The following is a 26515-nucleotide window of genomic DNA, read 5'->3' as shown; positions in this document are numbered from 1 at the left end:
CACCACTTCGCCGTAAAGTTACTAATGGGTAACCACGATCTGCCGGCCTCGGCCAGGTGACGTACTAAGGTTAGGACTACCCGCTGCGGCCAACGGATATCAAAGGAGCTAACGTGCGCGAATTCAGCGTTCCGCCCTTGGCGAACGTCCCCCTGGACAGCAATATCACGGACCTTGTTCTGCGCCAGGCAGCCAAGGCATCCAACCCTGCCCTGTTTTCGCGCCTCGACTCTGCCGGCCAGTGGCAGGACATCCGGGCCAAGGAATTTATGGCCGACGTGTCCGCCCTCGCCAAGGGGCTCATCGCCAGCGGCGTCGGTGCGGGCGACCGCGTGGGCATCATGTCGCGTACCCGCTACGAGTGGGCACTCATCGACTTCGCCATCTGGTTCGCAGGTGGCGTTTCCGTTCCCATCTACGAAACGTCATCGCCTTCCCAGGTCGCCTGGAACCTGGGCGACTCCGGGGCCGTCGCTGCCTTCGGCGAATCGGACCACCACGAGAACATCATCCGGCAGGCCGCTGCCACCGAAGGCCTCACGGCACTGACCCACGTGTGGCAGCTGGAGGGCGCCGGCCTCGACCCCCTGCGTGCAGCCGGCGCCGCCGTCAGCGACGACGAGCTCGAGGCCAGGCGGCGCTCCGCCGGGCTCCGCGACCTCGCCACCATCATCTACACCTCGGGCACCACCGGCAGGCCCAAAGGCTGCGAACTGACCCACGGAAACTTTGTGGAGCTGTCCGAGAACGCCTTGGCCACCTCACTGAGGGGCATAGTCAATGAGCAGTCCCGCACCATCATGTTCCTGCCGCTGGCACATGTCTTCGCACGCTTTATCTCGGTCCTGGCGGTGGCCGCCGGCGTCACCGTGGCGCACACCCCCGACATCAAGCACCTGCTGCCCGACCTGCAAAGCTACAAGCCGACGTTCATCCTTGCCGTGCCGCGCGTGTTCGAAAAGGTGTACAACTCGGCCCTCACCAAGGCCGAAGACGGCGGCAAGGGCGCAATCTTCCACAAGGCCGCCGACACGGCGATCGCCTACTCCCGTGCACGGCAGTCCGGCAGCATCGGCCTGGCCCTGAAGATCAGGCATGCAATCTTCGACAAACTCGTCTACGGCAAACTCCGCGCAGCCATGGGCGGGGAGGTGGCCCATGCGGTGTCCGGCGGCGGCCCGCTGGGCGAGCGGCTGGGCCACTTCTTCCAAGGCATCGGCCTGCAGATCCTGGAGGGCTACGGCCTCACCGAGACCACGGCCCCCGTCAGCGTCAACACGCCGGAGCGGATCAAGATCGGGACGGTCGGGGTCCCGATTCCCGGCAACAGCGTTCGGATTGCCGACGACGGCGAGATCCTCGTCAAGGGCTCCTGCGTCATGCGGGGGTACTACCAGCGGTCCGACCTCACAGACGAGTCGTTCGCCGATGGCTGGTTCCGCACCGGTGACATCGGCCAGCTCGACGAGGACGGCTACCTGCTGATTACCGGCCGCAAGAAGGAAATCATTGTCACCGCGGGCGGGAAGAACGTGGTTCCCGCGCTGCTCGAGGACCAGATCCGGGCTGATGCGCTGGTGTCACAGGTCCTCGTGGTGGGTGACAACCGCCCGTTCATCGGCGCGCTCGTGACGCTCGATGAGGAGGCCCTGCCGGGCTGGCTGCAGCGCCACGGCTTGCCGGCGGACACGAACCTGGGCGACGCCGCCGGGCATGCCGAGGTCAAGGCCGCCGTGCAGGAGCTCATCAACCAGGCCAACCAGTCGGTGTCGCAGGCGGAGGCCATCAAGTCATTCCGGATCGTGCCGAGTGACTTCACCGAAGCCTCCGGCCACCTGACCCCGTCCATGAAGGTCAAGCGCGCGCAGGTCATGAAGGACTTCGAAAGCGTGATCGAGGACATGTACAAGTCGCCGAAGCCAACCCGCGCCTGATCGGACTTCGCGGCCGGCCGGAGTTTTTGTCCACTTGTCGGGACTTCCGGCGCCTCCAGAGGCCAATAAGTGGACAAAAACTCCCGACGGCGCCGGGTTAGGCCTGCTGCAGCTCGTCCACCACCAGCGCGGCCAGCTCCACGGCTGCGGCGCGGGTTGCCGGCTTCAGCTGGCCCAGCCGGATCCGCGAGCCCTCCGCCAGGTGCCGGTCATGCGGAATCCGCACCACGTTCTTGACCCGTGACAGGAAGTGCTGCTCGATTTCGTTGATGTTGACCAGGGTGCGGTTACCGGCAGCCATATTGATGACCACTGTGGCCTTGGCGACCAGATCCTGGCGGCCGTGCGCTTCTAGCCAGGACAGCGTTTCGGACGCCAGCCGGGCCTCATCTACGCTGCCGCCCGAGACGAGCACCACGGCATCGGCCTTCTCCAGGGTGCCCTTCATGACCGAGTGCACCATGCCGGTGCCTGAGTCGGTGAGCACGATCGAGTAATACCGGCCCAGGATGTCGGTAACTGCGCGGTAGTCGGCGTCGTCGAAGGCGTGCGCCACCATAGGATCGGTGTCCGAGGCGAGCACATCGAGGCGCGAACCGTCCCGCGCCGTGTAGTTGGACAGCTGCGCGAACGAGTCAACCGTGAACCTGTCCTTCACCAGCTGGCGGGCCGTGAAATCAGCCCTGCCCGGCGACCGGTCCGAAAGGGTGCCCCGGTCCGGATTCGCGTCCATCGCGATGACCCGGTCCTCACGCAGCTCAGCCAGCACCATGCCGAGCAGGGTTGTGACCGTGGTCTTGCCCACGCCGCCCTTGCGCGAGAGCACCGGCACATACCGGGTCCGCTCCCCCAGGCGCATGGCGATGCGGTGCTCCATGGCCCGCTGGATCCGGACCTGGTCCGAGTCGCCAAGGTTCACGTAGCCCAGCGTTGCCTGGTACAGCCAGCGGCGCCAGCCCGACACCGGGGCGGCTGCGGCCCTGGTCAGGAGGCGATCAGCGGTCAGGGCGGCAGCAGACTCCGGCCCCTCGGGCCGTTCACGGCGCCCGGGAAGGTCCTTGGACTCTTCACCTTCATCAACTGGCGCGGGAAGCGGTTCAACGGGGGCCGGTGCGTCAGCTAGGTCTTTGTGCTCCGCGATGGCTCCACCGGGACCGGCGGTCACAACGGGCATGGCCGATGTGACCGTCCCCCGCTGCACCACGCCGCCGACTGCCGGGAGCGATCCGGCAGACGTACGGTCCTGGGCGTCGGAAACGGTCACCACACTGATGTCCCCTGCCGAAGCCACGTCACTGGTCAGCGCGACGTCTGCCAGGTCCGCTGCGTCCGCCGGAGACACCCCGCCGGGACCGGTGACGGGCTCCGCCGCAAGGTCGACGACGCTGCCTTGGGAGATCGAAGGCCTCCGGTCAGGGCGCGGCCCGGGCTTGGGCGTATTGGTCTGCGTCATGGTTTCCGCTCTGCTTCGTACTGGCTGCCGGATGGGTTTGCGGCAGCCAGTGTGGTTCGGAAATAGCTGTGGGGGCGGCTTAGCGCCGTCCCCCACAACCTTTTTCTGTCTACCACCCTACCTGCAGGGCGGCCGCCGGCCGCCCTGCAGGCTATTCAGCGGTCATCCAGCCGCCAGTAACCTATTCGACCGCCGTTTATTCAACAACAATCAGCAGGTCACCGCCCTGAACCTGTTCCACGGCGGAAATGGCCAGCCGCGTCACCTTGCCGCCCACCGGCGTCGTGATGGAGGCCTCCATCTTCATCGCCTCAATAGTGGCAATGGTGTCGCCGGCGTTGACGGTGTCGCCCGCCTTGACGGTGACCGTCACGGCGCCAGCGAAGGGAGCGGCGACGTGGCCCGGCACGGACGCGTCAGCCTTCTCCGCCGCCTTCACATTGCTGACCACGGACTTGTCGCGCACGGAGACCGGGCGGGACTGGCCGTTGAGCGTGCACATGACCGTGCGCATGCCCTTCTCGTCCGGCTCCGACACAGCTTCCAGGGACGCGATGAGGCGCACACCCTTTTCGAGCTGGATCACGTGTTCTTCGCCGCGCTGCAGGCCGTACAAGTAGTCGCGGGTGTCCAGGACCGAAACGTTGCCGTACGTCTCCCTGCTCTTGAGGTAGTCCTTGGTCGGACCGGCGAAGAGCAGCCGGTTCAGCGTCTGCTGGCGGGTCTTCGAGTCACCGCGGAGAGCTTCGCTGTCCTCGGCGCTCAGCTCGGCGTCGCGCACCTTTACGCTGCGGCCCTGGAGGGCCTTGGTGCGGAACGGTTCCGGCCAGCCTCCCGGAGGATCGCCCAGCTCGCCGGACAGGAATCCGATGACGGAGTCGGGGATGTCGTAGTTCTGCGGGTTCTCGTTGAAGTCGGCCGGGTCTGCGTTCAGGCCCACGAGGTGCAGGGCGAGGTCGCCCACCACCTTCGACGACGGGGTCACCTTGACCAGGTGGCCCAGGATCCGGTCCGCAGCGGTGTACATGTCCTCGATCGCCTCGAAGCGCTCGCCCAGGCCAAGCGCGATGGCCTGCTGGCGGAGGTTGGACAGCTGCCCGCCCGGGATTTCGTGCTGGTACACGCGTCCTGTCGGACCCGGCAGGCCCGATTCGAAGGGGGCGTAGACCCTGCGCACAGCTTCCCAGTACGGCTCGAGGGAGCTGACTGCCGCCAGGCTGAGCCCGGTGTCGCGTTCGGTGTGGGCCAGGGCCGCAACAAGGGCCGACGCCGACGGCTGGCTGGTGGTGCCGGCGAGGGATGCTGAGGCGACATCCACGGCGTCGACGCCCGCATCGACTGCCGAGAGCAGGGTGGCGAGCTGGCCGCCTGCGGTGTCGTGGGTGTGCAGGTGCACCGGAAGGTCAAAGCGTTCCCGCAGCGCGGAGACGAGCTTCGCCGCAGCTGCCGGACGCAGCAGGCCTGCCATGTCCTTGATGGCGAGGATGTGGGCGCCCGCTTCGACGATCTTGTCCGCCAGGCCCAGGTAGTAGTCCAGCGTGTAGAGCGTCTCGTTCGGGTCCAGCATGTCGCCGGTGTAGCACAGTGCCACCTCGGCGACGGCGGTGCCGGTGGCCCGGACGGCGCGGATGGCCGGCGCCATCTGGCTGACGTCGTTCAGTGCATCGAAGATGCGGAAGATGTCGATGCCGGTGGCCGCTGCCTCGTTGACGAAGGCCTCGGTCACTTCCTCGGGGTACGGGGTGTAGCCCACGGTGTTCCGGCCGCGAAGCAGCATCTGCAGGCAGACGTTCGGCAGGGCCTTGCGCAGCGCGGCAAGCCGGTCCCAGGGATCCTCGCCGAGGAACCGCAGCGCGACGTCGTAGGTGGCACCGCCCCAGGCCTCGACGGAGAGCAGTTCCGGCAGCAGGGTGGAGACCGCAGGCGCGGCGGCCAGCAGGTCCCTGGTGCGGACGCGGGTGGCCAGCAGGGACTGGTGGGCGTCGCGGAACGTGGTGTCGGTGACGGCGACGGCCTTCTGCTCGCGCAGCGCCTGGGCGAAGCCCTCCGGTCCGAGTTCCAGCAGCCGCTGGCGGGAGCCGGGGCGTGCCTCGGCGCCGGCGACGGACGGGAGCTTGTCCGCGGGGTCGGTGCGGACCGGAAGTTCGCCGTTCGGCTTGTTCACCGTCACCTCGGCCAGCCAGGTCAGCAGCTTGGTGCCGCGGTCGGCGGACACGCGGGCCTTCAGCAGTTCGGGCCGTTCGTCAATGAAGGACGTGGCCACGTTGCCGGCGATGAAGTCGGCGTCGTCAAGGACGGCCTGCAGGAAGGAGATGTTCGTGGAGACACCGCGGATGCGGAACTCCGCCAGCGCACGGCGTGCCCTGGCTACCGCGGAGGGGTAGTCCCGGCCGCGGCAGGTGAGCTTCACCAGCATGGAGTCGAAGTGCGGGCTGATTTCGGCACCCGAGTAGACGGTGCCGCCGTCGAGCCTTACGCCGGCACCGCCGGCGGAGCGGTATCCGGTGATCTTTCCGACGTCGGGCCGGAAGCCGTTGGCCGGGTCCTCGGTGGTGATGCGGCTCTGCAGCGCGGCGCCCTTGAGGTGGACGGTCTCCTGGGAGAGCCCCAGGTCAGCCAGGGTCTCGCCCGCGGCGATGCGCATCTGCGACTGGACGAGGTCGACATCGGTGACCTCTTCCGTAACCGTGTGCTCCACCTGGATACGGGGGTTCATTTCAATGAAGACGTGCTGGCCGGCGCGTTCGCCCACGGTGTCCACCAGGAACTCGACCGTACCGGCGTTGACGTAGTTCAGGGCCTTGGCAAACTTCACGGCGTCCCGGTACAGGGCCTGGCGGATGCCTTCGTCCAGGTTGGGGGCCGGGGCGATCTCGATAACCTTCTGGTGGCGGCGCTGGATGGAACAGTCACGCTCGAAGAGGTGCATGACGTTACCCTCGGCGTCAGCCAGGATCTGGACCTCGATGTGGCGCGGGCGCAGCACTGCCTGCTCAAGGAACATGGTGGGGTCACCGAAGGCGGCGTCGGCCTCGCGCATGGCGGACTGCAGCGCCTCCGGCAGGGCTTCACGGGTGTCGACGCGGCGCATACCGCGCCCGCCGCCGCCCGCCACAGCCTTGGCGAAAATGGGGAAGCCGATCTCATCCGCAGCAGCGATCAGTTCGTCAAGGTCCTTCGAGGGCGCGCTCGACTTCAGCACGGGGACGCCGGCCTTGCGGGCGGCCTCCAGTGCCGCCACCTTGTTGCCGGCGAGTTCCAGGACCTCCGCGGGCGGACCCACGAAGGTGATGCCTGCGGCCTTCGCGGCACGCGCCAGGTCCGGGTTCTCGGAGAGGAAGCCGTAGCCGGGGTAGATGGCGTCCGCCCCGGCCTCCTTCGCCACGCGCACCACTTCGTCGACGTCCAGGTAGGCGCGGACGGGGTGGCCCTCTTCGCCAATCAGATACGCCTCATCGGCCTTCTGGCGGTGGATCGAGTTGCGGTCCTCGTTGGGGAACACGGCGACTGTCTTGGCGCCCAGTTCGTAGCCGGCGCGGAAAGCCCGGATTGCGATTTCTCCGCGGTTGGCCACCAGAATCTTGGAAAACATACTTCTCCTGCATCATTGCGGGTGTATCGGTGAGTGGTCACAGTGTGTAAGACGGGCCGGACGAAACACAAATCATTGTGTCTACCGTCACAGAATTATCCGTCATGTCCGGGCCATATTCACTGCCAAGCCCGTATTTAGTGCTGTTTTCTGCCGCCGGACGACGACGGAGGGACGTCCGGCCGGCGAGGCATGCCCGGATCCGCAGAAGAAGGGAATCCGGCCGAGGTCAACATATGATGAATGGGGCGGCGGAAGCCTGCCCCTGTTCCTGCAGCCGGTTCCGGCAGCACCGGAACGGAACGTACCCCAACACGGCAACCGGCGTTAGGTATTGGTCTCTCAAGTGCAAGTAGTCAGCATCAGCAGCCTCAAGGGCGGTGTCGGCAAGACATCCGTTACAACCGGACTGGCGTCTGCGGCACTGGCCGCAGGCATCCCCACCCTCGTAGTGGACCTCGATCCCCATGCCGACGCCAGCACAGCCCTCGGCGTGCAGCCCAGCGACAAGCTGGACATCGGCAGGATGCTGAAGAATCCGCGCAAGGCCAAGATCGCCGAGAACGTCGTGCCCAGCGGCTGGATCAGCCGGGCAGCCGTCAACGGTTCCGGCCCAGCGGTGCTCGATGTCGCCGTCGGGTCCGCGTACACCGGTATCTACGACCGGCCTGACCTCGGCAAACGTGATTTGCGCAGGCTGTCCGCGGTGCTCTCCGGCGCAGACGCGTATGAACTCGTCCTGGTGGATTGCCCGCCGTCCCTGAATGGCCTGACCCGTATGGCCTGGTCCGCCAGCAACAAGGTGGCGCTGGTCGCTGAGCCCGGGCTCTTCTCCGTGGCCGGCACTGAACGCACCATGCGGGCCATCCAGCTGTTCCGGCAGGAATTTGCCCCGAATCTCTCCCCCGCCGGGATCGTCGCCAACCGGGTACGCTCCGGGTCCTCCGAGCACGCCTTCCGGCTTTCTGAGATGCAGGCCATGTTCGGCGACCTCCTGCTGGCTCCGCACATACCGGAGCAGGCGAACTGGCAGCAAATCCAGGGCGCGGCGCACTCCGTCCATCACTGGCCCGGGGACTCAGCCAAGACCGCGGCCGGGCTCTACGACACGCTGCTGGGAAATCTTCTGGCCGCCAACAAGACCAGCCGCAGCCGCAGCGCCCGGTAAGCAGCCCCGGTTCCGGGGCCAGCCTGATGCCGGATCACGCCGAAATGTTGAGACAGAGAAGGCCGCCTCCCGACGGGAGGCGGCCTTCTGCTTATTCTCGTGGCTGGCGCCGCTAGCCGATCTTGCGGGCCGCGCGGCGCTTGCTAAGTTCGTCGTCCGGGAACGTCTGGTCGCCGGCGTGCTCGCTGGGCAGCGAGGCGAGGCTCCCCTCGACTTCGCGCCACACCCGGCCCACAGCGATGCCGAACACGCCCTGGCCGCCCTGCACGAGATCGATGACCTCGTCCGCGGAGGTGCATTCGTAGACGCTGGCGCCGTCGCTCATGAGGGTGATCTGGGCCAGGTCCTCAACACCACGTTCACGGAGGTGCTCCACCGCGCTGCGGATCTGCTGCAGCGATACGCCGGTGTCCAGCAGCCGCTTGACGACTTTCAGGACCAGGATGTCGCGGAAACCATAGAGCCGCTGGGAACCGGAGCCTGCTGCGCCGCGGACTGCAGGCTCCACCAGGCCGGTGCGGGCCCAGTAATCGAGCTGCCGGTACGTAATGCCGGCGGCCTTGCAGGCAGTGGGGCCGCGGTAGCCGGCGTCCTCATCCAGAACCGGGAGATCCTCAGTGAAGAGAAGGCCCTGAGCACCGCTTGCGGGCACGGCTACGCCGGCCGTCGAGGGTTGCTTCAGCTCGCCTGCTTCGCCTTTCGGACTCACGTGGATCCTCCTTGTCATGAGCTCCCCTGGGGAAGTTGCCGCAACAGCTGCTACCTGCATGAAGTCCGGTTGAAATTCACGCTTGTAATTCGGCCGGAGTAGCACTTTCCAGTGTGACTTGCGCCGCTGTCGTATGCAATGGGAACTTGGTACCTTCGACGTTAGGCCTGCCATGGCCCAAGGTCAAAGACGTTCGCATGATTGGTGGGGCGTGTCGAAACTTTCAGCCTTAACTTTAACCTTAACGTGACCTTAGCCGTCGAAATCCTCGGGCTCGACGTCGTCAAGGAACTCCCGGAACCTGCGGAGCTCGCGCTCCTCCTCCACGGTGGGAGGACCGGGTTCCGTGTCCTCGCCCTCGTCGTGTTCGGTGATGCGCACGCCGGCCTCGTCCATGACGGAGTCAGCGCACCAGATCCGGCATTTGGCCCGCAGCGCGATGGCCAGGGCGTCGGATGCCCTGGAGCTCACAGTGGCCCCGTTGTCGAACTGGAGCTGGCCGTAAAAGATGTTGTCCTCCACGGCCACGATGTTCACGCTGACCACGGAATGGCCAAGCGTCTCCACCACGTCCACGAGCAGGTCGTGGGTCATGGGCCGCGGCGGCACCACGCCCTGCTGCGCCAGCGCGATGGCGCTTGCCTCGGGCGTCCCGATCCAGATGGGAACGTGCCGCTCTCCATGCATCTCGCGGAGCAGGACCAGGGGCTGGTTTGAGGGCAATTCGATGCGGACGCCCACAATCTCGACTTCGATCATCAGATTTCCATCCGCGAGATACGGTCCTGGACAAGGGCGCGGTGCAGGGTGAGGCAGAGGTCGCTGATTTCCCTGGCTGCTTCCGCCGCGCGGGCCTGCGACGCAGCGTCCCTGCGCGAGGTCAGGGTGGCCACGGCGCGTTCCACGAGTCCGAACTCGCGCTCCGCGGCAGCCTGGAAGGGGCGGAGGTGCCGGGGCTCCAGGCCGTGGCTCTCCAGCTGGACACAGGCGCGGGCCACCTGGAGGGCGTGCTCGTCGAATTTGCCGTCGGTGTGCCCGATGAGGCCGAAGCTGAGCAGGGACTGCAAAAGCGGCACGCTGGCACCCGACTCCGCGCGCAGCTGCTCCTCGCTGAGCCTGCGCGCCTTGTTCTGCAGTTCCGCGGCGAGCTCGTCCGAGACGATCCGCGGGGACACCGTGACCCCGGGCGGGAGGTTCTCGGGCCGCTCACCCCGGTCGATCGCGTCAAGGTAGTCCTTGATGACCTTGAGCGGCAGATACTGGTCGCGCTGAAGCGACAGGACGAAGCGCAGCCGTTCGACGTCGCTGTCCGAGTACTGCCGGTAGCCCGCGGGCGTACGCCGGGGATTGATGAGCCCTTTTTCCTCAAGGAACCTGATTTTCGACGCCGTCATGCTCGGAAAGTCGTCGCTCAACTGAGCGAGCACTTCCCCGATGTTCAGGACCAGTGGTCCCCGGCGCTCCGGTTGTGCCATTGCCACAGGCAGCCGCTCCGAATCAGACGCGTCCTGCTGCGCGGGCAGGGCTCAGGTAGAAGGTGAGGCGGAACTTGCCAATCTGGACTTCGTTTCCGGACCTCAGTTCCACGCTGTCCACGCGGTCATGGTTGACGTAGGTGCCGTTCAGGCTTCCGGTGTCCACCACCTCGAAGCTCCGCGGTGTGCGCCGGAACTCGACGTGGCGGCGGGAGACCGTCACGTCGTCGAGGAAAATGTCAGCATCCGGGTGCCGCCCGGCCGTGGTGACATCGGAGTCAAGGAGGAAACGGGCACCCGAGTTCGGCCCGCTGTGGGCCACAAGCAGGGCGGAACCGGAGGGCAGTGCCTCGACGGCAGAGCGTTCCTCCGGGGAGAGCTTGGGTACGATCGTCGGCTCGTCATGAACCGGAGTGAGGTTGATCGAGGTGGTTTCCGAGGCCCTGCCCGCACCTGTGCCGTAATCGCCGCTGGTGTGGTTCTGTTCGCCGCCAACCATGGATTCCTCCTCTTTCGTTGCAGATGTCCCCCTGCAATCAACGCGTACCGTCCGGAACTGCCTGGCAGAACCGATATGCCGCCCGCCGTCCGGCCACAGGACTCCATGGCTGGACTCCGGTGGCCGGGCAGCGGGACCGGTTAGCTTTAGCCTACCTGTTGTTCGTACTCCGATGCACTGAGCAGGGAATCCACTGCATCAGGTTCGGCCAGCTTGACTTCAATGAGCCAGCCGTCCCCGTACGGATCGGAGTTGATGAGCGCAGAATCGCCGTCGAGCGCCTCGTTGCGGGCCACAATCTCGCCGGAGACAGGAGCATAGATGTCGCTGACGCTCTTCGTGGACTCCACCTCACCGACGACGTCGTTTGCCTTAACAGTGGTGCCAACTTCGGGCATCTGGGCGTAGACGACATCCCCGAGGGCGTCCTGTGCGAAGTCGGTGATCCCCACGCGGACAACACCATCGGCGTTCGGTGCGGTCACCCATTCGTGCTCGGCGGTGTAGGACAGATCAGAGGGAATGTTGCTCATCAGGGGCCTTTCATCGGGTCAATCACCAATGTCAACGGAGGCGTAGGGAACAGCCACCGGTTGAAAGTATATGCACAACTCCCTAGCCGCCGGATGAGCCGGTATGCCTGCGGGAACCGCCCAATCCGGCCTACCGTGTGGCAAAGTGGTGCCATGCCGGAACTACCCGAGGTGGCCGCACTGAGCACGTTCCTCGACACACGGCTGCGCGGCGCGGTGCTGGAGAAGATGCAGATCCTGTCCGTGGCGGTCCTCAAGACGGCCGACCCGCCCTACACGGCGCTGGCGGGCCGGGTTATCACCGGAGTCGAGCGGTTCGGGAAGTTTGTCAGCATCAACGCTGACGGCCTGTATCTCGTCTTTCACCTCGCCAGGGCCGGCTGGGTCCGCTACACCGAAAATCCCTCGCCCGATCCGCTCCGGCCCGGCAAAGGTCCCATTGCGGCCCGGCTGCACCTTGCGGACGGCGACGGCCGGAAGGTGGGCATCGACCTGACCGAGGCCGGCACCAAGAAGGGCCTGGCAATCTACGTGGTGTCAAAGCCCGGGGACGTTCCCGGCATCGCAGACCTAGGGCCGGATCCGCTCGTGCCGGCCTTCACCCGGGAGATGTTCGCCGAGATCCTTGCCGGGCACGCGCACCAGATCAAGGGCGTGCTGCGGAGCCAGAGTGTCATTGCCGGCATCGGAAACGCGTACAGCGACGAGATCCTGCACGCAGCGAAAATTTCCCCGTTCGCCATGGCCAATTCCCTGGAGCCGGCGAAGGTCGGGGTCCTGTTCGACTCCATCCACACGGTCCTGGGAGCCGCAGTGGCCCAAGCCCAGGGAAAGGCGCCCGCGGACCTCAAGGATGCGAAACGGAGCGGCATGAACGTGCATGGCCGCGCGGGCCAGCCCTGCCCGGTATGCGGGGACACGGTCCGGGAAGTGTCCTTTGCGGATACTGCACTGCAGTATTGCCCAACCTGCCAGACCAACGGCAAGATCCTGGCCGACCGCAGGACGTCGCGCTTCCTCAAGTAGCACGCTGCCGCGTGGACGACGGCGGGCAACCAGCCGGCGTCGTTCTCCAACCTCAGACTCGGGGCAACAGAAAACCCCGCCAACCCTGTTGGGTTGGCGGGGTTTTCATGCGGTCGGGCTGACAGGATTTGAACCTGCGACCCCTTGACCCCCAGTCAAGTGCGCTACCAAGCTGCGCTACAGCCCGTCAGTTCCGCCGTTCTCCGCCAGATGAATCTTCCGAAGAATTTCATCTAAGCAGTCCGGCCGAACCACCTAGAAGAGCTTACACGATTCCGGCGGGTGCCAGTGACACTTTCCGGTATTCGCCGCCCGGTGTGTCGTAATTAACGCTTCTTGCCGCGCTTTTCACGAACCCGCATGCTGACCTCGATGGGCGTACCCTCGAAGCCGAAGGTTTCCCGCAGGCGGCGGGTGATGAACCGGCGGTAGCCCGGGTCCAGGAATCCCGTGGTGAACAGGACGAACTTCGGCGGCCGGCTGGAAGCCTGCGTGCCGAACAGGATGCGGGGCTGCTTGCCGCCGCGGACCGGGTGCGGGTGTGCCGCCACCAGCTCGCCCAGGAAGGCGTTGAGCCGTCCGGTCGGAATGCGCCTGTCCCAGTTTTCCAGCGCCAGCTCCAGCGCCGGCACCAGGCGGTCCTTGTGCCAGCCCGTCTTGGCGGAGATGTTGACGCGCGGCGCCCACTCCACGTGCGCCAGGTCCTGCTCGATTTCGCGTTCCAGGTACCGGCGCCGTTCGTCGTCCAGAAGGTCCCACTTGTTGAAAGCGAGCACCAGGGCACGCCCCGACTCAATGGCCAGCTGCAGGATGCGGACGTCCTGCTCGCTGAGCACCTCATCAACAGCAAGAAGAACGACGGCGACCTCCGCCTTTTCCAGCGCGCTCTGGGTCCGGAGCGAGGCATAGAAATCGGCGCCCTGCGCCATGTGCTGGCGCCGGCGGATGCCGGCGGTATCCACGAAACGCCAGGTTTGGCCGCCGAGCTCGATGAATTCGTCGACCGGGTCGCGGGTGGTGCCGGCAGTGTTGTCCACCACCACGCGCTCGGAGCCGGCAAGCTTGTTCAGCAGGGAGGACTTGCCGACGTTGGGGCGTCCGATCAGGGCAATCCGGCGCGGGCCGCCGGAGCGTTCGATGCCCTCAACGGTGGAGAACTCCGGCAGGGTGTCCATAACGTGGTCGAGCAGGTCGGCGACGCCGCGGCCGTGCAGCGCGGAGACGGGGTACGGCTCGCCGAAGCCCAGGCCCCACAGGACTGCGGAGTCGGCTTCCTGTACGAAGTCGTCCACCTTGTTGGCCACGAGGATGACAGGCTTCTTGCTCCGCCGGAGCATCTTCACCACGGCCTCGTCGGTGGCGGTCGCGCCCACTGCCGAGTCGACGACGAACAGCACTGCGTCAGCCAGCTCCACTGCCATTTCGGCCTGCTCCGCCACCCGGGCATGGATGCCGCGGGCATCGTGCTCCCAGCCGCCGGTATCCACCAGCGTGAAGTTGCGCCCGTTCCAGTTCGCCGAGTACATCACGCGGTCGCGCGTCACACCGGGGGTGTCCTCCACGACCGCCTCGCGGCGGCCCAGGATGCGGTTGACGAGGGTGGACTTGCCAACGTTCGGGCGGCCGATGATGGCGAGCACGGGGTCGAGCTTGAGCGGACCCTCGAGCTCGTCCTCGTCGTGCACGCCGCTGAGGAGCGCGGCGTCATCTTCGTCGAGTTCGTAGTCGTCCAGTCCGGCGCGGAGGGACGCGGCGCGAAGCTCCGCCTCGTCGTCGTCCATGGCCGCCAGATGTTCAGCCACCTGGTCTGTGCCGGTGGGCGTGTATTCGTCTTCGCCGGCGCCGGAGTGGCCGGAAGTTTGAGTCGTATCGCTCATTGCGCTTTCCTTAATGGTGGTCTGCCGGCGGTCCGGCTACTGCGGTGGGACGTTGGTGCGGATGATCCGCGGAGGGCAAAGGGATCCCGCTGTGCCGCACGGTAGTCCTGACGTGCGCGGCCAGAGTGTCCCGGATTTGCGTAGCCGCCCTGTCCATTGAAGCACGCCCGGTTTCACCCGGATTCCGGCCGAGCGCGAGGGGTTGGCCGAAGCTGACGTGCAGCCGGCGGCCGGGTTTCGGGATGCTGTCCAGGTGTTCGCCGCCCTGCCGGGTGCCCAGGATGGCCACGGGCACCACAACGGCGTCCGAATTCAGGGCGAGCCATGCCACCCCGTTGCTGATGCCGGTTGCCTTGCCGCTCCCCCGGGTCCCCCCGGGCAGGATGCCGATGCAGCGCCCGGCGTCGAGCACATCCTTGCTGAGCTGCAGGACGGACCGGTCCCCCGCACGGTCAACCGGAAGCTGGCCCGAGGCCCTCAGCACGCGGCCAAGGAAGCCCTTGAACATCTCCTTCTTAACGAGGATGTGCATCGGCCGGGGTGACGCGCCGAACATGACGGGCCCGTCGAGGAAGCTGATGTGGTTTCCTGCGAAAATCACCGGACCCGCGGCCGGAACGTTGGAGCGCCCGGTGACGGAGGTGCGGTAGACGGCGTTGTTCAGGAACCGGCCGACCGGCCGGCTCCACGCCATGGTCCACAGGCCGGGAACAACAGTCCCCGGCAACCCGGCCCGGGGAACCCTGGCGGAATCACTCATGGTTGATGACCTTGGTGACGATGCGGAGCGCGGCAACCACGGTTTCCTCGAAGTCCAGGTCGGACGAATCCAGCGTCACCACACCGTCCGCCGCCTGGGTGAAGTTCACCACGGTGGAGTCCTTCGCGTCCCGCTGGGTAACCTGGGCGGCCAGTTGCTCGGCGCTTTGCGTCCCGCCGAGCTGGATACCGCGGCGGCGGAGCCGGGCTTCCTCGCTGGCGGTCAGGAGCATGCGCACCTGTGCACCGGGCACGACGACGGTGGTGATGTCCCGGCCCTCCACCACCATGCGGCGGTTGTGCTTTTCGATCAGGGCGCGCTGGCGGCGGATGAGTTCGGTCCGGGCACCAAGCGTGGTGGCGATGGCGCTGACGGACGAGGAGATGCCCGGTTCCCTGATGGCGTCGGTGACGTCGGCGCCGCCGACCCGCACAAACTCGGTGTGCGGGCTGGTGCTGATGTCCAGCGGCAGTTCTTCGGCTGCCAGTTCGACGGCGGTGGCGTCGGCAAGGTCCGTTCCGCGGTCGAGGCAGTACCAGGTGAGGGCCCGGTACATGGCACCGGTGTCCAGGTAGGCGAGGTTCAGGCGGCGTGCCACTTCCTTGCTGACGCTGGATTTGCCCGAGCCTGATGGCCCGTCGATGGCCACGACCAGCGGCCGGCCCAGCCGGAGGGCAGGCAAAGTGTCGATCAGTTCCTGTGTCATTACTGAAGTACCCGCCATCCACGGTCGCTTAGTGCTTCTACAAGTAGGTCATGCGCGCTCGGCAGCACCGAGATCTCCACCATGCCCACGTTCTGTCCGGAGGAGTGGTCCAGCCGGAGGTCTTCGAGGTTGACGCCAATCTCACCGATCTCGGTCAGCAGCCTGGCGATCTGGCCGGGCCGGTCATCGACAAGCACTGTGAGCCAGGAATAGGCCTGCGGAGGTCCGCCGTGTTTACCCGGGATTCTGGCCTGCCCTGCATTGCCTTCGCTCATCAGCTGGGCCAGGTCAAGACGGGCCCCGGCAGCCGCGGGGTCTTCCAGCGTCCCGATCAGCCGGTTGAGGTCTTCGCGCACACCGTAAAGGATCTCCACCACCTTTCGGGCATTCGCCCCCAGGATCTGGACCCACAGCGTGGGGTCGCTGGCTGCGATGCGGGTGGTGTCGCGGAGCCCGTTCCCGGCAAGGGAAAGGGCATGCATCGGAGTGTCCTGTAGCCGGCTGGCCAGCAGCGAGGACATCACCTGCGGCAGGTGCGAGACCAGGGCCACGGCCCCGTCATGTTCCTCGGCCGTGAACTGCGAAACGAGGCCACCCAGGTCGGTGGCCAGCGCCCGTGCGGCCTGGACTGCCCCCGCCGAGGATTCCTCGGTCGGGCACATGACCCACGGCATGGAGGTGAAAAGCTCGCCCCGGGCGGCGACGGGCCCGGACTTTTCGCGTCCAGCCATGGGGTGGGTACCCACGTAGCGGCTGAGGTCCGCGCCGCGGCTCCGCAGGTCATGCAGGATCGCTGCCTTGACGCTGGCGATGTCGACGACGGTCGCGTCCGGATAGTCTGCCAGCGCACGTTCCACAACGTCCGCGGTCACGTCCGGCGGAGACGCGACCACGACGAGTTCAGGACGTTCGTCACCCATGGCAGCCAACGGGACACCCGCGCCGATGTCGACGGCGACGGCCTGGTTGGTCGGCGACGGATCGGACAGGTACACGGCAACGCCACGGCCGCGCAGGCCGAGGCCGATGCTGGTGCCGAGCAGGCCCGTGCCGATAACGACGACCGGGCCATTCAGATGGCCGCGGCCGTGCGTACGGAAAGCCGACATCCCTTACAGCCCCACGGATGCCAGCAGGTGGCCGACTTCCTGCTTGCCGAGGTTGCGGATGCTTCCCTGGCGCTGATCGCCCAGGCCGATGGGGCCGACCTTGACGCGCACCAGGCGCAGTACCGGGAACCCGACGGCGTCGAACAGGCGCCGGACGATGCGGTTCTTGCCAGAGTGGAGCACCACTTCGATCAGGACATGGCCCGGGGTCGAGTCGACCAGGCGGAAGGAGTCGACCGAGGCAAAGCCGTCCTCGAGTTCTATGCCCTCCTTGAGCTGCGCGCCGATGCCCTGCGGGAACGGCCCGCGGACCTGGACCAGGTAGGTCTTGGGGACCTCGTAGGACGGGTGCGTCAGCCGGTTGGCCAGCTCGCCGTCGTTGGTCAGCAGCAGCAGGCCCTCGGTGGCGACGTCAAGGCGCCCGACGTGGAAGAGCCGTTCGCCCTGGTTGTTGCGGATGTAGTCGCTGATGCACGGCCGGCCTTCGGGGTCCTCCATGGTGGACACCACGCCCTTGGGCTTGTTGAACACCATGTACACCAGCGTGTCGTCGAGCTGGATGCGCAGGCCGTCCACGTGGATGACGGCGGTCTTGGGATCGACGCGTACACCGAGCTCGGTGACGACCTTGCCGTCCACCTCAACGCGGCCCTCGGCAATCATGTCTTCGCAGACGCGGCGGGAGGCGACGCCGGCGGAGGCCATGACCTTCTGCAGGCGGACGCCGTCGGCGTCGTGGACTTCGGACTGCGGCACCTCGGCGCGCGGGCCGCGGGTGCGGGAGGGGCGGCGGACCGGCCCCAGGTTCTGACCGAAGCGTTCGCTGCCGAAGGCGCGCGAACCCGCGGCCTTGGGGGCGCCCGACTTGGGCTTCAGTGCGCCCGGGGTGCCGGGGGCCCTGTTCGCGCCGGGCTTCCTGGCATCGGCCTTGCGTGCGCCGGCCTTGGGTGCACCTGTCCTGGCTGCGGGGGCCTTGGCGCCCCCCTTCCAGTCACCGGCGGGCCGCCGGCCGGCGGGTGCATCGTCGGGATCGACGAAGCGCTCCTCGCGGGGCTTGGCCTTGAAGGTGCGGTCTCCGAAGGGGCGGTCGCCGCCCTTGGGGAAGTCGCGCTTCCCGGCGCCCGCTCCGCGGCCCTGAGCCGCGCCGCGCGGAGCGTTGCGATCCGGAACTTTACGTCCGGAGCTGTTACGTGGTGAACCCTGGCGTCCCGCCTGTGTCATGACCCGTCCTCTGTGATTTTTGACCGGCAAAGGTTGTCCGAAGACAACACTAGCCAGCCGTGCAGATTAAATCTGCCCTGGTAAAAACTGCTTTGCAGGCGTGCCGCCTACATTCTTCCGGCGTCGTAGAACTCTTCAATTCCTTCAAGCCCCGGAAGGTGCGGTGAAAGCTGAGGCAACTCAGCCACCGAGCCGATTCCCATGCGTTCAAGGAAATACGACGTCGTGCGGTACAGGACAGCGCCCGATTCCGGATCTGTTCCGCCATCCTCGATTAAGCCGCGCTGGGTCAGCGTCCGCACAACAGAGTCAACGTTGACTCCCCGAATTGCAGAAACCCTTGCCCTGGATACCGGCTGCCGGTAAGCGATGACGGCCAGTGTCTCGAGCGCCGCCAGGGTCAGCCTGGCCGTCTGCCCCTCAAGGACAAAAGCACCGACGACGTCGGCGAATTCAGCCCGTGAGTAGATGCGCCAGCCGCCGGCGACATTCCGCAATTCAAAACCCCGGGGGCTATAAGCGACGTCATGTTTAGGTCCGTTGCTGCCAGTTTCCAAATCCGGGGCTTTAACAGTATAGCCGTCATAGTCGCGCTGCAGATCCAGCAGCAGTTCCTCGACGGCGGCCACCGTCAGGTTCAGTCCGGCGGCCAGGTCGGTGGCAGAGGCGGGCTCGTCCAGCACCATCAGCACCGCCTCAAGTGCGGCGCGTTCCCGGCCCGCAACTGGATCCGTCATTGCTGCTCCTCGTATTCTTCGCTCAGGTGCTCCCCCGTCCATCCGGTGCCATCCGCGGTCCAGCGGACAGTCAGGTCTCCCAGCGGCGCCACCTGGTCGAAGGCCACCACCTGGTCCCTGAACAGCTCCAGCAGCGCCAGGAAGCGCGCCACCACAACCAGCGTGGATTCGGCGTCGGCTATCAGTGCACGGAACGTCAGGGGCCGGCCGTCCTGCAGCCGCAGGCCGATGAGTTCAGCCTGTTCCTTGACGCTGACCGTGCTGCCGTGCAGGTGGGCCACGCCCACCTCTGTCGGTGCGGGGTCCTTTGGCCTGAGCGCTGCCTCGGCCAGTGCCGCGAACTGTGCGGGGCTGTGCTTCCAGACCAGCTCCGGCAGCATCGCTGCGAAGTGTTCCTCGAGAGCCACCTGCCGCGGATAGCGCCGGGACTCCAGTTCCAGGGTGGCGTCCATCAGCGCGGCAACCTTCTTGAAGGCCTTGTACTGCAGCAGCCGGGCAAAGAGCAGGTCACGTGCCTCGAGAAGGGCGATGTCGTCATCGTCCTCCACTTCCCCGGCCGGCAGCAGGCGCGCTGCCTTCAGGTCCAGCAGCGTGGCCGCGATGACCAGGAACTCACTGGCCTCGCCAAGGGCCCACTCCTCCCCCAACTCCTGGAGGTTCCGGATGTACCGGATGAACTCGTCGGTGACCGTGGCAAGCGCCACCTCGGTGATGTCCAACTGGTGTTTGGAGATCAGCCCCAACAGGAGGTCGAAGGGGCCGCTGAAGTTGGCCAGGCGTACTTCGAAGCCGGACCGCCTGGCCTCGGCGGCGGGCGTTGCCGGCTCTGCGGTCATCCGGGCTAGGGCGCGCCGCCGCGCGAAATCAGTTCCTTGGCGAGGCGGCGGTAGGCGTCGGCACCCACGTGGTTTCCGGCATAGCTTGTGATGGGCTCGGCAGCCACGGTGGCGTCAGCGAACTTGATGGAACGCTTGATGACGGTTTCGAAGACCTTGTCGCCGAAGGCCTCCACCAGGCGGCTGATGACCTCACGGCTGTGCAGCGTGCGGGCGTCGTACATCGTGGCCAGCACGCCGTCCACCTGCAGCCGCGGGTTGAGCCGGTCCTGGACCTTGTCGATGGTTTCGACCAGCAGGGCCACCGCGCGCAGGGCAAAGAATTCGCAGATAAGCGGAATGATCACGCCGTGGGCCGCGGTCAGGGCGTTGACGGTGAGCAGACCGAGGGAAGGCTGGCAGTCGATGAGCACGACGTCGTAGTCGTCCTCGACCTTCTTGAGCGCCCGGTCCAGGACCTGCTCACGGGCCACCTCGTTGACCAGCTGCACTTCCGCCGCCGAGAGGTCGATGTTGGCCGGCAGCAGGTCCACGTTCTCCACGCCGGTCTGGTGGATGGCGTCCCGGATGTCGATCTTGCGGTCCATCAGGACGTTGTAGACCGTCAGATCGAGTTCGTGGGGGTTGACGCCGAGCCCGGCGGACAGCGCGCCCTGCGGGTCGAAGTCCACCAGGAGCACCCGGCGGCCGTACTCTGCCAGCGCTGCCGCAAGGTTGATGGTGGAGGTGGTCTTACCCACCCCGCCCTTCTGGTTAACCATGGCTATGACGCGGGCCGGTCCATGGGAGGACAGCGGCGCGGGCTCCGGAAATTCGCGGTGGGGGCGGCCGGTAGGACCCATGACGGCGTCTTCCAGGTCGAGTTCCGTGCCTTCCAGAGTTGCTGAACCCTGTTCGCTGCTCACGTATCTATCCACACTTTCGATGACGGTGATTTTTCTGCCGCTGTCTGCCAGCGCCCCTGCTTCTTCCACCCCAAGGCTACAGCGCCCGACACGGCATTCCATGGACCTTGACTTTTGACGGCGTTTGAGCCTTTACCTTGTACCTGAGGTCGAAGGTTGGCTTTTCTGACGGCATGAAACCGCCCGCACAGGCGGGGCCTGTGCGGGCGGTTTCACTTTGTCTGTACTGGCGCCGGGCCCTAGGCCTTGGCCGGCATGGCGGGAGCGGCTGCTTCCACCGCGCCGTGGTGGTGCGCCACCATGGTCTGTTCGTCGAACGGTTCCTCGCCGGACAGCACCCGGTTGACCTGTTCGCCGTCGACCTCCTTGACCCAGGTGCCGACCAGCAGGGTGGCTACGGCGTTGCCGGTGAAGTTGGTCAGTGCACGGGCCTCTGACATGAAGCGGTCGATGCCGACGATCATGCCGACGCCGCCCAGGAGCTCGGGCCGGTGGGCCTGCAGGCCGGCGGCCAGGGTGGCCAGTCCGGCGCCGGTAACGCCGGCCGCGCCCTTGGATGCAATGATCATGAAGATCAGCAGGGAGATCTGCGCGCCGAGGTCCAGCGGGGTGCCCATCGCGTTGGCCACGAACAGCGACGCCATGGTCAGGTAGATGGCCGTGCCGTCCAGGTTGAAGGAGTAACCGGTGGGAACCGTCACGCCGACAACCGGCTTGGAAACGCCCAGGTGCTCCATCTTGGCGATGAGGCGCGGCAGGGCGGCCTCGGAGGACGACGTCGAGAAGATCAGCAGGTATTCGCGGGCCAGGTACTTCATCAGCTTGAAGATGTTCACGCCGGTGACAACCTGCAGCAGGCCGCCCAGGATGACGACGATGAACAACGCACAGGTGATGTAGAACGCGATCATCAGGGTGAACATGCTCACGATGGCCTGGAAGCCGGTGGCGCCGACCACGGCCGCGATGGCACCGAAGGCACCCACCGGGGCAAGCCACATGATCATGATCAGGATGCGGAAGACCAGGGCCTGGCCGTGGCCGATGGCCTTCAGGATCGGGGCGCCCTGCGGGCCCATCTTCTGCAGCGCGAAGCCGACCAGGATGGCGGCGAGCAGGGTGGGAAGCACCGGAATGTCGCCGGGGATGATGCCCAGCAGGAAGTCGACGGTGCTGTCCGTGGCGGCCTTCTTGTTGGGGTCGTACGGCGTGAGCTTCAGGCCTTCACCCGGGTGGATGATGTTGCCGACGACGAGGCCGATCGCCAGCGCGAAGGTGGACATCACGACGAAGTAGCCCAGTGCCAGGCCGCCGACCTTACCGACGGTGGCCGCCTTGGCGATGGAGCCGATGCCCAGCACGATGGTGCAGAAAATGACCGGGGCGATCATCATCTTGATCAGCTTGATGAAGCCGTCACCAAGGGGTTTGAGTGATTTTCCGACCTCGGGGAACAGCAGTCCCACCAGAGCGCCGAGGATGACGGCTGCGATGACCGCGATATACAGGTAATGGGACTTGTCGAGTCCCTTACGCTCGGCTTTAGCCGGCGCTGCCGACTCTCCTCGTTGAGAAGCCATCTTGTCTCTCCTTATGGATAATCTGGAAGACGCTTCGGCACAATCTCTGGGCTCCGCGCGTCGGTCCTTTGTGATTTCCATCATTCGCCACAGGGTGACTTGGCTCACCGTTGCGTTCATATTGGTCATGGGAGGTGTTGATGATCCACCGCTGGAGCATCGCGAGGCGGCTGTTCGTCGCCAACCTGCTCTTTATGCTGGCCCTTACGGCCATCGTCGGCACGGCGGTCTTTGTAGACGCCAGGGACCATGCCTACGAGGAGGCCGGCCGGCGAATGGGCGCCCTCGCTACGTCCATTGCCGATAACCCGCTGGTTCTGCAGGCTGCCGGCTCCGGGAACCCCTCGGCGCAGCTGCAGCCGTACGCCCTGAAAGTCATGGCCGATTCCGGAGCGGATTTCATCACCATCATGGCGCCGGACCGGACGCGGTGGACGCACCCGCTTGACGAGGAGCTTGGCCGGCCCTACATCGGTTCGATCGAGGAGGCCCTCCAAGGACGGGTGTTCACCGAGATCACCGCCGGAACGCTGGGTCCGTCGGTGCGGACGATCGCCCCGGCCAAGGACGCCCGCGGCACGGTCCGCGCCCTCGTGGCAGCCGGGGTGACCGTCAATACCGTGGACGTGGCCATCTCTGGCAGGCTGCCGGCGCTGCTGGCCGTCTCAGGCTTCCTACTCGCGGCCGGATCGCTGGCGTCGTGGTTTCTTGGCCGCTACCTGCGGCGCGTGACAAGGGGGTGGGGTCCCGAGCAGCTGGCCCAGCTCTTCGCCTACTACGAATCGGTGCTGCACTCGGTCAGGGAAGGTGTCGTACTGATCGACCCGGCCGGAAGGGTGGTCATCTACAACGACCAGGCGGCCGAACTGCTGGGGCTGGAGCCGCGGGAAGCTGAGGACGATCACGCGGCCACGCCATTGCTCGCCGACCTGCCTTTGGCCCCCAGTCTCAAGGAACTCTTCGAGTCGGGACGCACGGCCCACGACGAAATCCACCTCACGCGTGACGGCGTGCTGGTGGTTAACCAGCGGCCGGCAGTGGGGCCGGGATCCTCCGCCGGACGGCAGCGGGGCCCGCTGTTCGGCACCGTTGCCACTATCCGCGACCGCACGGAGATCGAATCCCTGGGCACCGAGCTTGAGAGCATGCGGACGCTTTCCGATGCCCTCCGTGCGCAGACCCACGAGCACGCAAACCGCCTTCACACCATGGTCTCCCTGCTGGAGCTGGGCCGGACTGATGAGGCCCTCGACTTTGCCACGAAGGACCTGGAGCTGAGCCAGCAACTGACGGACGACGTGGTCGGTTCAGTCCAGGAGCCGGTGCTGAGCGCACTGGTCATGGGCAAGGCAGCCGAGGCCCACGAGCGCGGCGTCGAGCTGGTGGTCGAGGCGTCCGGGCCGGCCCTCAGCGGAGACTTGGCCGTACAGGACCTGGTCACCGTCCTTGGCAATCTGCTGGACAATGCCATCGACGCTGCCGCCGAGGCCCCCGCACCACGGCGGGTGGAGCTGCTGGTGGACACGGCGGGCGGGAGCCTTGACATCACCGTGCAGGATTCGGGCAAAGGCATTGACCCAACAGCTGTGGACGACGTGTTCCGCTACGGTTTCAGCACCAAGACGGCCGGGCCGTTCGGGCGGGGCCTCGGCCTGGCGCTGGTGAAACAGGCCGTGCAGCGCCTGGCCGGTACCATGAGCATCAGCAACTCGAGCACCGGCGGGGCGCGCTTCCACATCGCGCTTCCGGCCACGATCGCTTCGGACACATTGCTCCCAGACACCTTTCCACCTAGCACACCGCCGTCCAGCACAATTCCATCCAGCACATTCCCGTCCAGCACGGCCGCATCGAGCCCCCCGGAGGAGCACGCGTGACAGACATCCGAGTCCTCGTCGTCGAGGACGAGCTCATAGCGGCAGCGGCACACGCCGCCTACGTGGGCAGGGTGGACGGCTTCACGCTGGCGGGAACGGCCCCGGACGGCCAGTCGGCGCTCCGCATGCTCACCGAATTCTCCGCCGCTGGCAGCCCGGTGGAGCTGGTTCTGCTGGACATGAACCTGCCGGACCTGCATGGCCTCGACATCGCCCGGCGGATGCGTTCCGCGGGGCACTTCGCCGACATCATCGCGATTACGGCTGTTCGGGAACTGGCGATTGTCCGCAGCGCCGTTTCCATCGGCGTCGTGCAGTACCTCATCAAGCCGTTCACCTACGCGACGTTCGCGGACAAGCTGGAGAGCTACCGGCAGTTCCGTGAGCAGTTGGCAGGACCGGCGGCGGGGTCGGCGAAGGCAGCCGCCTCGCAGAGCGATGTGGACCAGGCTTTCGCCAGCCTGCGGGCGCCGTCCGAGCTGCCGCTGCCGAAGGGCCTGGCCCCTTCAACGCTCGACGCCGTCCGCGATTTCATGAAGGAGCAGCCCGGGGCCGTCTCGGCCACGGAAGTCATGACGGCGTTGGGGATGTCGAGGGTTACGGCGAGGCGCTACCTCGAGTACCTTGCCGACGCCGGAACGGTCTCCCGCACGGCACGGTACGGCGCTCCGGGCCGCCCGGAGAACGAGTACCGCTGGTCCCGGGCCTGACTTCTGCCGGGCACCGTGATACGCAGATCCGCCCTCAGGCGGCCGTGGGTGAGGACCAGTAGGGCCAGGGATCCAAAGGCAGCGGTGGATCCAGGTCGTCGGGCATGTCCGGAGGCCCCAGCTCCTCGTCCGGCTCAAGCCAATCCTGGCCGGGTGGCAGCTCCCGCCAATCCTGGCCGGCTGGCAGTTCCTGCAAGTCTTGGATTGGCGGCGGTTGTGGCCATTCCGGCGGTTCCCAGTCCTGGTGTTCGGCAGGGTAGTGACGGCCGGATGGTGAGATCCAGCCGGGCGGGCCTTCCCGGGTGGCGCCGACCGGTCTCCATGCCGTGGTGTGTTTGAGGCGGTGGTGTTTGGGGCAGGGCTGGCCGAGGTTGGTCACGCCGGTGCCGCCGCCGTCTGCCCAGGCGAGGATGTGGTCGGCGTCGTTATCGAGGGAGTGGTTGTTGCAGTTGGGGAATGTGCATTTGGCGTCGCGGAGGCGGAGCCATTGGCGCATCGGTTTGGTGAGCCGGTAGCTGGTGCGTCCGATCTCCAGCGGTGCGCCGTCCCGCGGATCAGTCAGCACCCGCAAAAACGAGGTCGCGCCGTTGGCGACGAGCCGGCGGGCCATCGACGGCGGGATAGGGCCATACCCGTCCAGGTTGGCCGGTTCATCGGACAGGCCGAGCAGCGAGAACACCGGAACCGTGACCAGCACCTGCGCCGACGGGGACGGCACACCACCGGCCAGCGCATCACCGGCCCGGCCAGAGTCTGCGGGCAAGACATCTGCGGGCGCGGACCCCGCCGACACGAGATCTGCAGGAAGGAATGCTGCGTCCGGGTCGTCAGACGCGCCGCCGACTCCCGGCGCCGGGCCGAGGAGCCACGTGGCGAAGGCGTCGACGCGGAGCTGGGTCAGAGTGCGGGTTTCGGTCGGGCCCTGCATCGATCTGGCGGCGGCGGTGGTGCGGTTCCAGATCCCGACGGCTTGGTCCGTGGGCAAGTACGCCGAGAACCAGGCCATGCCGTCCCGGTCCGGAACGTACTCCAGCCGCCGGTCCTTCGCACTCTTGGCGTGTCGGGTTTCGATGCTGACCGGGTGGTGCCGTTCCCGCCAATACCGGGCTTTGGTCCGGAACCTCGCCGGCGTCAGCTCCCCGGCCGGGCAACCCCGCGCGTACCCGGGCGCGTCCGGGTCCAGGAAATGCGCCTCAAACGCCGCAGCGGCTTCCGCTGACAGCCCGTCGGTCTCATCGCACATGATGCGCGCGTGCTGCCAGGAGACTGTTCCTGACCCGAGCGCGGCTAGCGTCAACGGCAGGTCCCTGCTCAGCCTGGCCGATTCCTCCAGAAACCGCGCCGCCGACCCCTCACTCAGCGTTAGCGCACCCGCCACCTCCGCCGTTACCGACATCTCCAGCGCGTCCCGCTCCGAGGCGGACGCGTCGGGAGCTGTCAACGCCGCAGCGGCAGTAGCGAAACCGGCCGCTGCCTGTGCCTTCAACGCAGCCACACCGGCCTCCAACCTGGCCGCCTCAGCCAGGACGTCCAGCCACGCATCCGCCTCATCCCGCAGCGGATCACCACCCGGCCGGGCTGCCCCGGAACCGGCCTCGGCGCCGGCGGCCTCACGGACAAAAACAGCCAACGCGGCAACAGAGGACTCTATGCCCTCCACCGTCTGCACCGCTGTTTTCGCATCCATACCCACAGCATGACAGGGTGCAGCGACATTAAAGGGGCGGATCTGGCCCCACAAGCGGGCCGGATCGGGAAGTTTTCTTCGGCCGCTCAAGAACGAAAACTCGATAGCAGTTCAGGGTGCC

At 66.4% G+C, this 26515-nt stretch carries 22 protein-coding genes and 1 tRNA gene; 5 read left to right on the top strand and 18 right to left on the bottom strand.

What is annotated here, in order from left to right:
• The first annotated feature begins 113 nt into the window (after nucleotides 1-113).
• Nucleotides 114-1934 (top strand): AMP-dependent synthetase/ligase, encoded by a 1821-nt coding sequence (locus LFT45_RS08775; protein WP_236807963.1) that lies wholly within the window; start codon nucleotides 114-116, stop codon nucleotides 1932-1934.
• Nucleotides 1935-2031: 97 nt separating this feature from the next.
• On the opposite strand, the gene LFT45_RS08770 is transcribed toward LFT45_RS08775, so the two are convergent.
• Nucleotides 2032-3387, bottom strand: a complete 1356-nt coding sequence (locus LFT45_RS08770; RefSeq protein ID WP_236807962.1) for a MinD/ParA family ATP-binding protein — start codon at nucleotides 3385-3387, stop codon at nucleotides 2032-2034.
• A 196-nt stretch (nucleotides 3388-3583) separates the two neighbouring features.
• Nucleotides 3584-6979 (bottom strand): pyruvate carboxylase, encoded by a 3396-nt coding sequence (locus tag LFT45_RS08765; RefSeq protein WP_236807961.1) that lies wholly within the window; start codon nucleotides 6977-6979, stop codon nucleotides 3584-3586.
• A gap of 346 nt (nucleotides 6980-7325) precedes the next feature.
• On the opposite strand from LFT45_RS08765, the gene LFT45_RS08760 reads away from it, so the two are divergent.
• Entirely contained in the window at nucleotides 7326-8147 is an 822-nt protein-coding gene (locus LFT45_RS08760) for a ParA family protein (RefSeq protein WP_236807960.1), read from the top strand.
• A 112-nt stretch (nucleotides 8148-8259) separates the two neighbouring features.
• On the opposite strand, the gene LFT45_RS08755 is transcribed toward LFT45_RS08760, so the two are convergent.
• From LFT45_RS08755 to gcvH, 5 genes are all read right to left on the bottom strand, one after another.
• Nucleotides 8260-8856: a MerR family transcriptional regulator gene (locus LFT45_RS08755; RefSeq protein ID WP_236807959.1), complete on the bottom strand. Its 597-nt coding sequence runs from the start codon at nucleotides 8854-8856 to the stop codon at nucleotides 8260-8262.
• Between the two features lie 252 nt (nucleotides 8857-9108).
• Complete coding sequence (locus tag LFT45_RS08750; protein ID WP_102973947.1) at nucleotides 9109-9615, bottom strand: bifunctional nuclease family protein; 507 nt, start codon at nucleotides 9613-9615, stop codon at nucleotides 9109-9111.
• A complete protein-coding gene (gene ftsR / locus LFT45_RS08745) occupies nucleotides 9615-10331 on the bottom strand; it encodes a transcriptional regulator FtsR (RefSeq protein ID WP_043418625.1) in 717 nt (238 codons plus the stop codon). The genes LFT45_RS08750 and ftsR overlap by 1 nt, the downstream gene beginning before the upstream one ends.
• Before the next feature lie 22 nt (nucleotides 10332-10353).
• Nucleotides 10354-10830 carry an FHA domain-containing protein gene (locus tag LFT45_RS08740; RefSeq protein WP_111903683.1) on the bottom strand — a complete coding sequence of 159 codons (477 nt, stop codon included), beginning with the start codon at nucleotides 10828-10830 and terminating at the stop codon, nucleotides 10354-10356.
• Between the two features lie 146 nt (nucleotides 10831-10976).
• The gene (gene gcvH / locus LFT45_RS08735; RefSeq protein ID WP_111903684.1) at nucleotides 10977-11363 is read right to left on the bottom strand and encodes a glycine cleavage system protein GcvH; all 387 of its coding nucleotides are present in this window, start codon (nucleotides 11361-11363) and stop codon (nucleotides 10977-10979) included.
• A 153-nt stretch (nucleotides 11364-11516) separates the two neighbouring features.
• On the opposite strand from gcvH, the gene LFT45_RS08730 reads away from it, so the two are divergent.
• Nucleotides 11517-12389, top strand: coding sequence for an Fpg/Nei family DNA glycosylase (locus tag LFT45_RS08730; RefSeq protein WP_236807958.1), 873 nt, complete (start codon nucleotides 11517-11519; stop codon nucleotides 12387-12389).
• 113 nt (nucleotides 12390-12502) lie between these two features.
• On the opposite strand, the gene LFT45_RS08725 is transcribed toward LFT45_RS08730, so the two are convergent.
• The 10 genes from LFT45_RS08725 to LFT45_RS08680 all read right to left on the bottom strand — a co-directional run bounded on the left by LFT45_RS08725 (nucleotide 12503) and on the right by LFT45_RS08680 (nucleotide 22120).
• A tRNA-Pro gene (locus LFT45_RS08725) sits at nucleotides 12503-12576 on the bottom strand.
• Nucleotides 12577-12715: 139 nt separating this feature from the next.
• On the bottom strand, nucleotides 12716-14266 hold the full coding sequence (gene der / locus LFT45_RS08720) for a ribosome biogenesis GTPase Der (RefSeq protein WP_236807957.1): 1551 nt from the start codon (nucleotides 14264-14266) through the stop codon (nucleotides 12716-12718).
• Nucleotides 14267-14276: 10 nt separating this feature from the next.
• A complete protein-coding gene (locus LFT45_RS08715) occupies nucleotides 14277-14960 on the bottom strand; it encodes a lysophospholipid acyltransferase family protein (protein ID WP_236809201.1) in 684 nt (227 codons plus the stop codon).
• Nucleotides 14961-15018: 58 nt separating this feature from the next.
• Nucleotides 15019-15732, bottom strand: coding sequence for a (d)CMP kinase (gene cmk, locus LFT45_RS08710; RefSeq protein ID WP_236807956.1), 714 nt, complete (start codon nucleotides 15730-15732; stop codon nucleotides 15019-15021).
• A complete protein-coding gene (locus LFT45_RS08705; protein WP_102973940.1) occupies nucleotides 15732-16841 on the bottom strand; it encodes a prephenate dehydrogenase in 1110 nt (369 codons plus the stop codon). The genes cmk and LFT45_RS08705 overlap by 1 nt, the downstream gene beginning before the upstream one ends.
• Nucleotides 16842-16844: 3 nt before the next feature.
• A complete protein-coding gene (locus LFT45_RS08700; protein WP_236807955.1) occupies nucleotides 16845-18062 on the bottom strand; it encodes a pseudouridine synthase in 1218 nt (405 codons plus the stop codon).
• Nucleotides 18063-18169: 107 nt separating this feature from the next.
• Nucleotides 18170-18799 (bottom strand): SMC-Scp complex subunit ScpB, encoded by a 630-nt coding sequence (gene scpB / locus LFT45_RS08695; protein WP_236807954.1) that lies wholly within the window; start codon nucleotides 18797-18799, stop codon nucleotides 18170-18172.
• Nucleotides 18796-19635 carry a segregation and condensation protein A gene (locus LFT45_RS08690; protein ID WP_236807953.1) on the bottom strand — a complete coding sequence of 280 codons (840 nt, stop codon included), beginning with the start codon at nucleotides 19633-19635 and terminating at the stop codon, nucleotides 18796-18798. Before LFT45_RS08690 ends, scpB begins: the two co-directional genes overlap by 4 nt.
• 5 nt (nucleotides 19636-19640) lie before the next feature.
• Nucleotides 19641-20540, bottom strand: a complete 900-nt coding sequence (locus tag LFT45_RS08685; RefSeq protein WP_236807952.1) for a ParA family protein — start codon at nucleotides 20538-20540, stop codon at nucleotides 19641-19643.
• 239 nt (nucleotides 20541-20779) lie between these two features.
• Complete coding sequence (locus LFT45_RS08680) at nucleotides 20780-22120, bottom strand: cation:dicarboxylate symporter family transporter (protein WP_236807951.1); 1341 nt, start codon at nucleotides 22118-22120, stop codon at nucleotides 20780-20782.
• Between the two features lie 140 nt (nucleotides 22121-22260).
• On the opposite strand from LFT45_RS08680, the gene LFT45_RS08675 reads away from it, so the two are divergent.
• Both LFT45_RS08675 and LFT45_RS08670 read left to right on the top strand, forming a co-directional pair.
• The gene (locus LFT45_RS08675) at nucleotides 22261-23997 is read left to right on the top strand and encodes a sensor histidine kinase (RefSeq protein ID WP_236807950.1); all 1737 of its coding nucleotides are present in this window, start codon (nucleotides 22261-22263) and stop codon (nucleotides 23995-23997) included.
• Nucleotides 23994-24707, top strand: coding sequence for a response regulator (locus LFT45_RS08670; protein WP_236807949.1), 714 nt, complete (start codon nucleotides 23994-23996; stop codon nucleotides 24705-24707). Before LFT45_RS08675 ends, LFT45_RS08670 begins: the two co-directional genes overlap by 4 nt.
• Before the next feature lie 34 nt (nucleotides 24708-24741).
• On the opposite strand, the gene LFT45_RS08665 is transcribed toward LFT45_RS08670, so the two are convergent.
• Nucleotides 24742-26394 (bottom strand): HNH endonuclease signature motif containing protein, encoded by a 1653-nt coding sequence (locus LFT45_RS08665; RefSeq protein ID WP_236807948.1) that lies wholly within the window; start codon nucleotides 26392-26394, stop codon nucleotides 24742-24744.
• Nucleotides 26395-26515: the final 121 nt, after the last annotated feature.

The sequence above is a fragment of the Arthrobacter sp. FW305-BF8 genome (assembly GCF_021789315.1).
Classification (GTDB): Bacteria; Actinomycetota; Actinomycetes; order Actinomycetales; family Micrococcaceae; genus Arthrobacter.
Note: the sequence above shows the minus strand (reverse complement) of the source record. Positions and strands in the feature narration are given on the sequence as shown.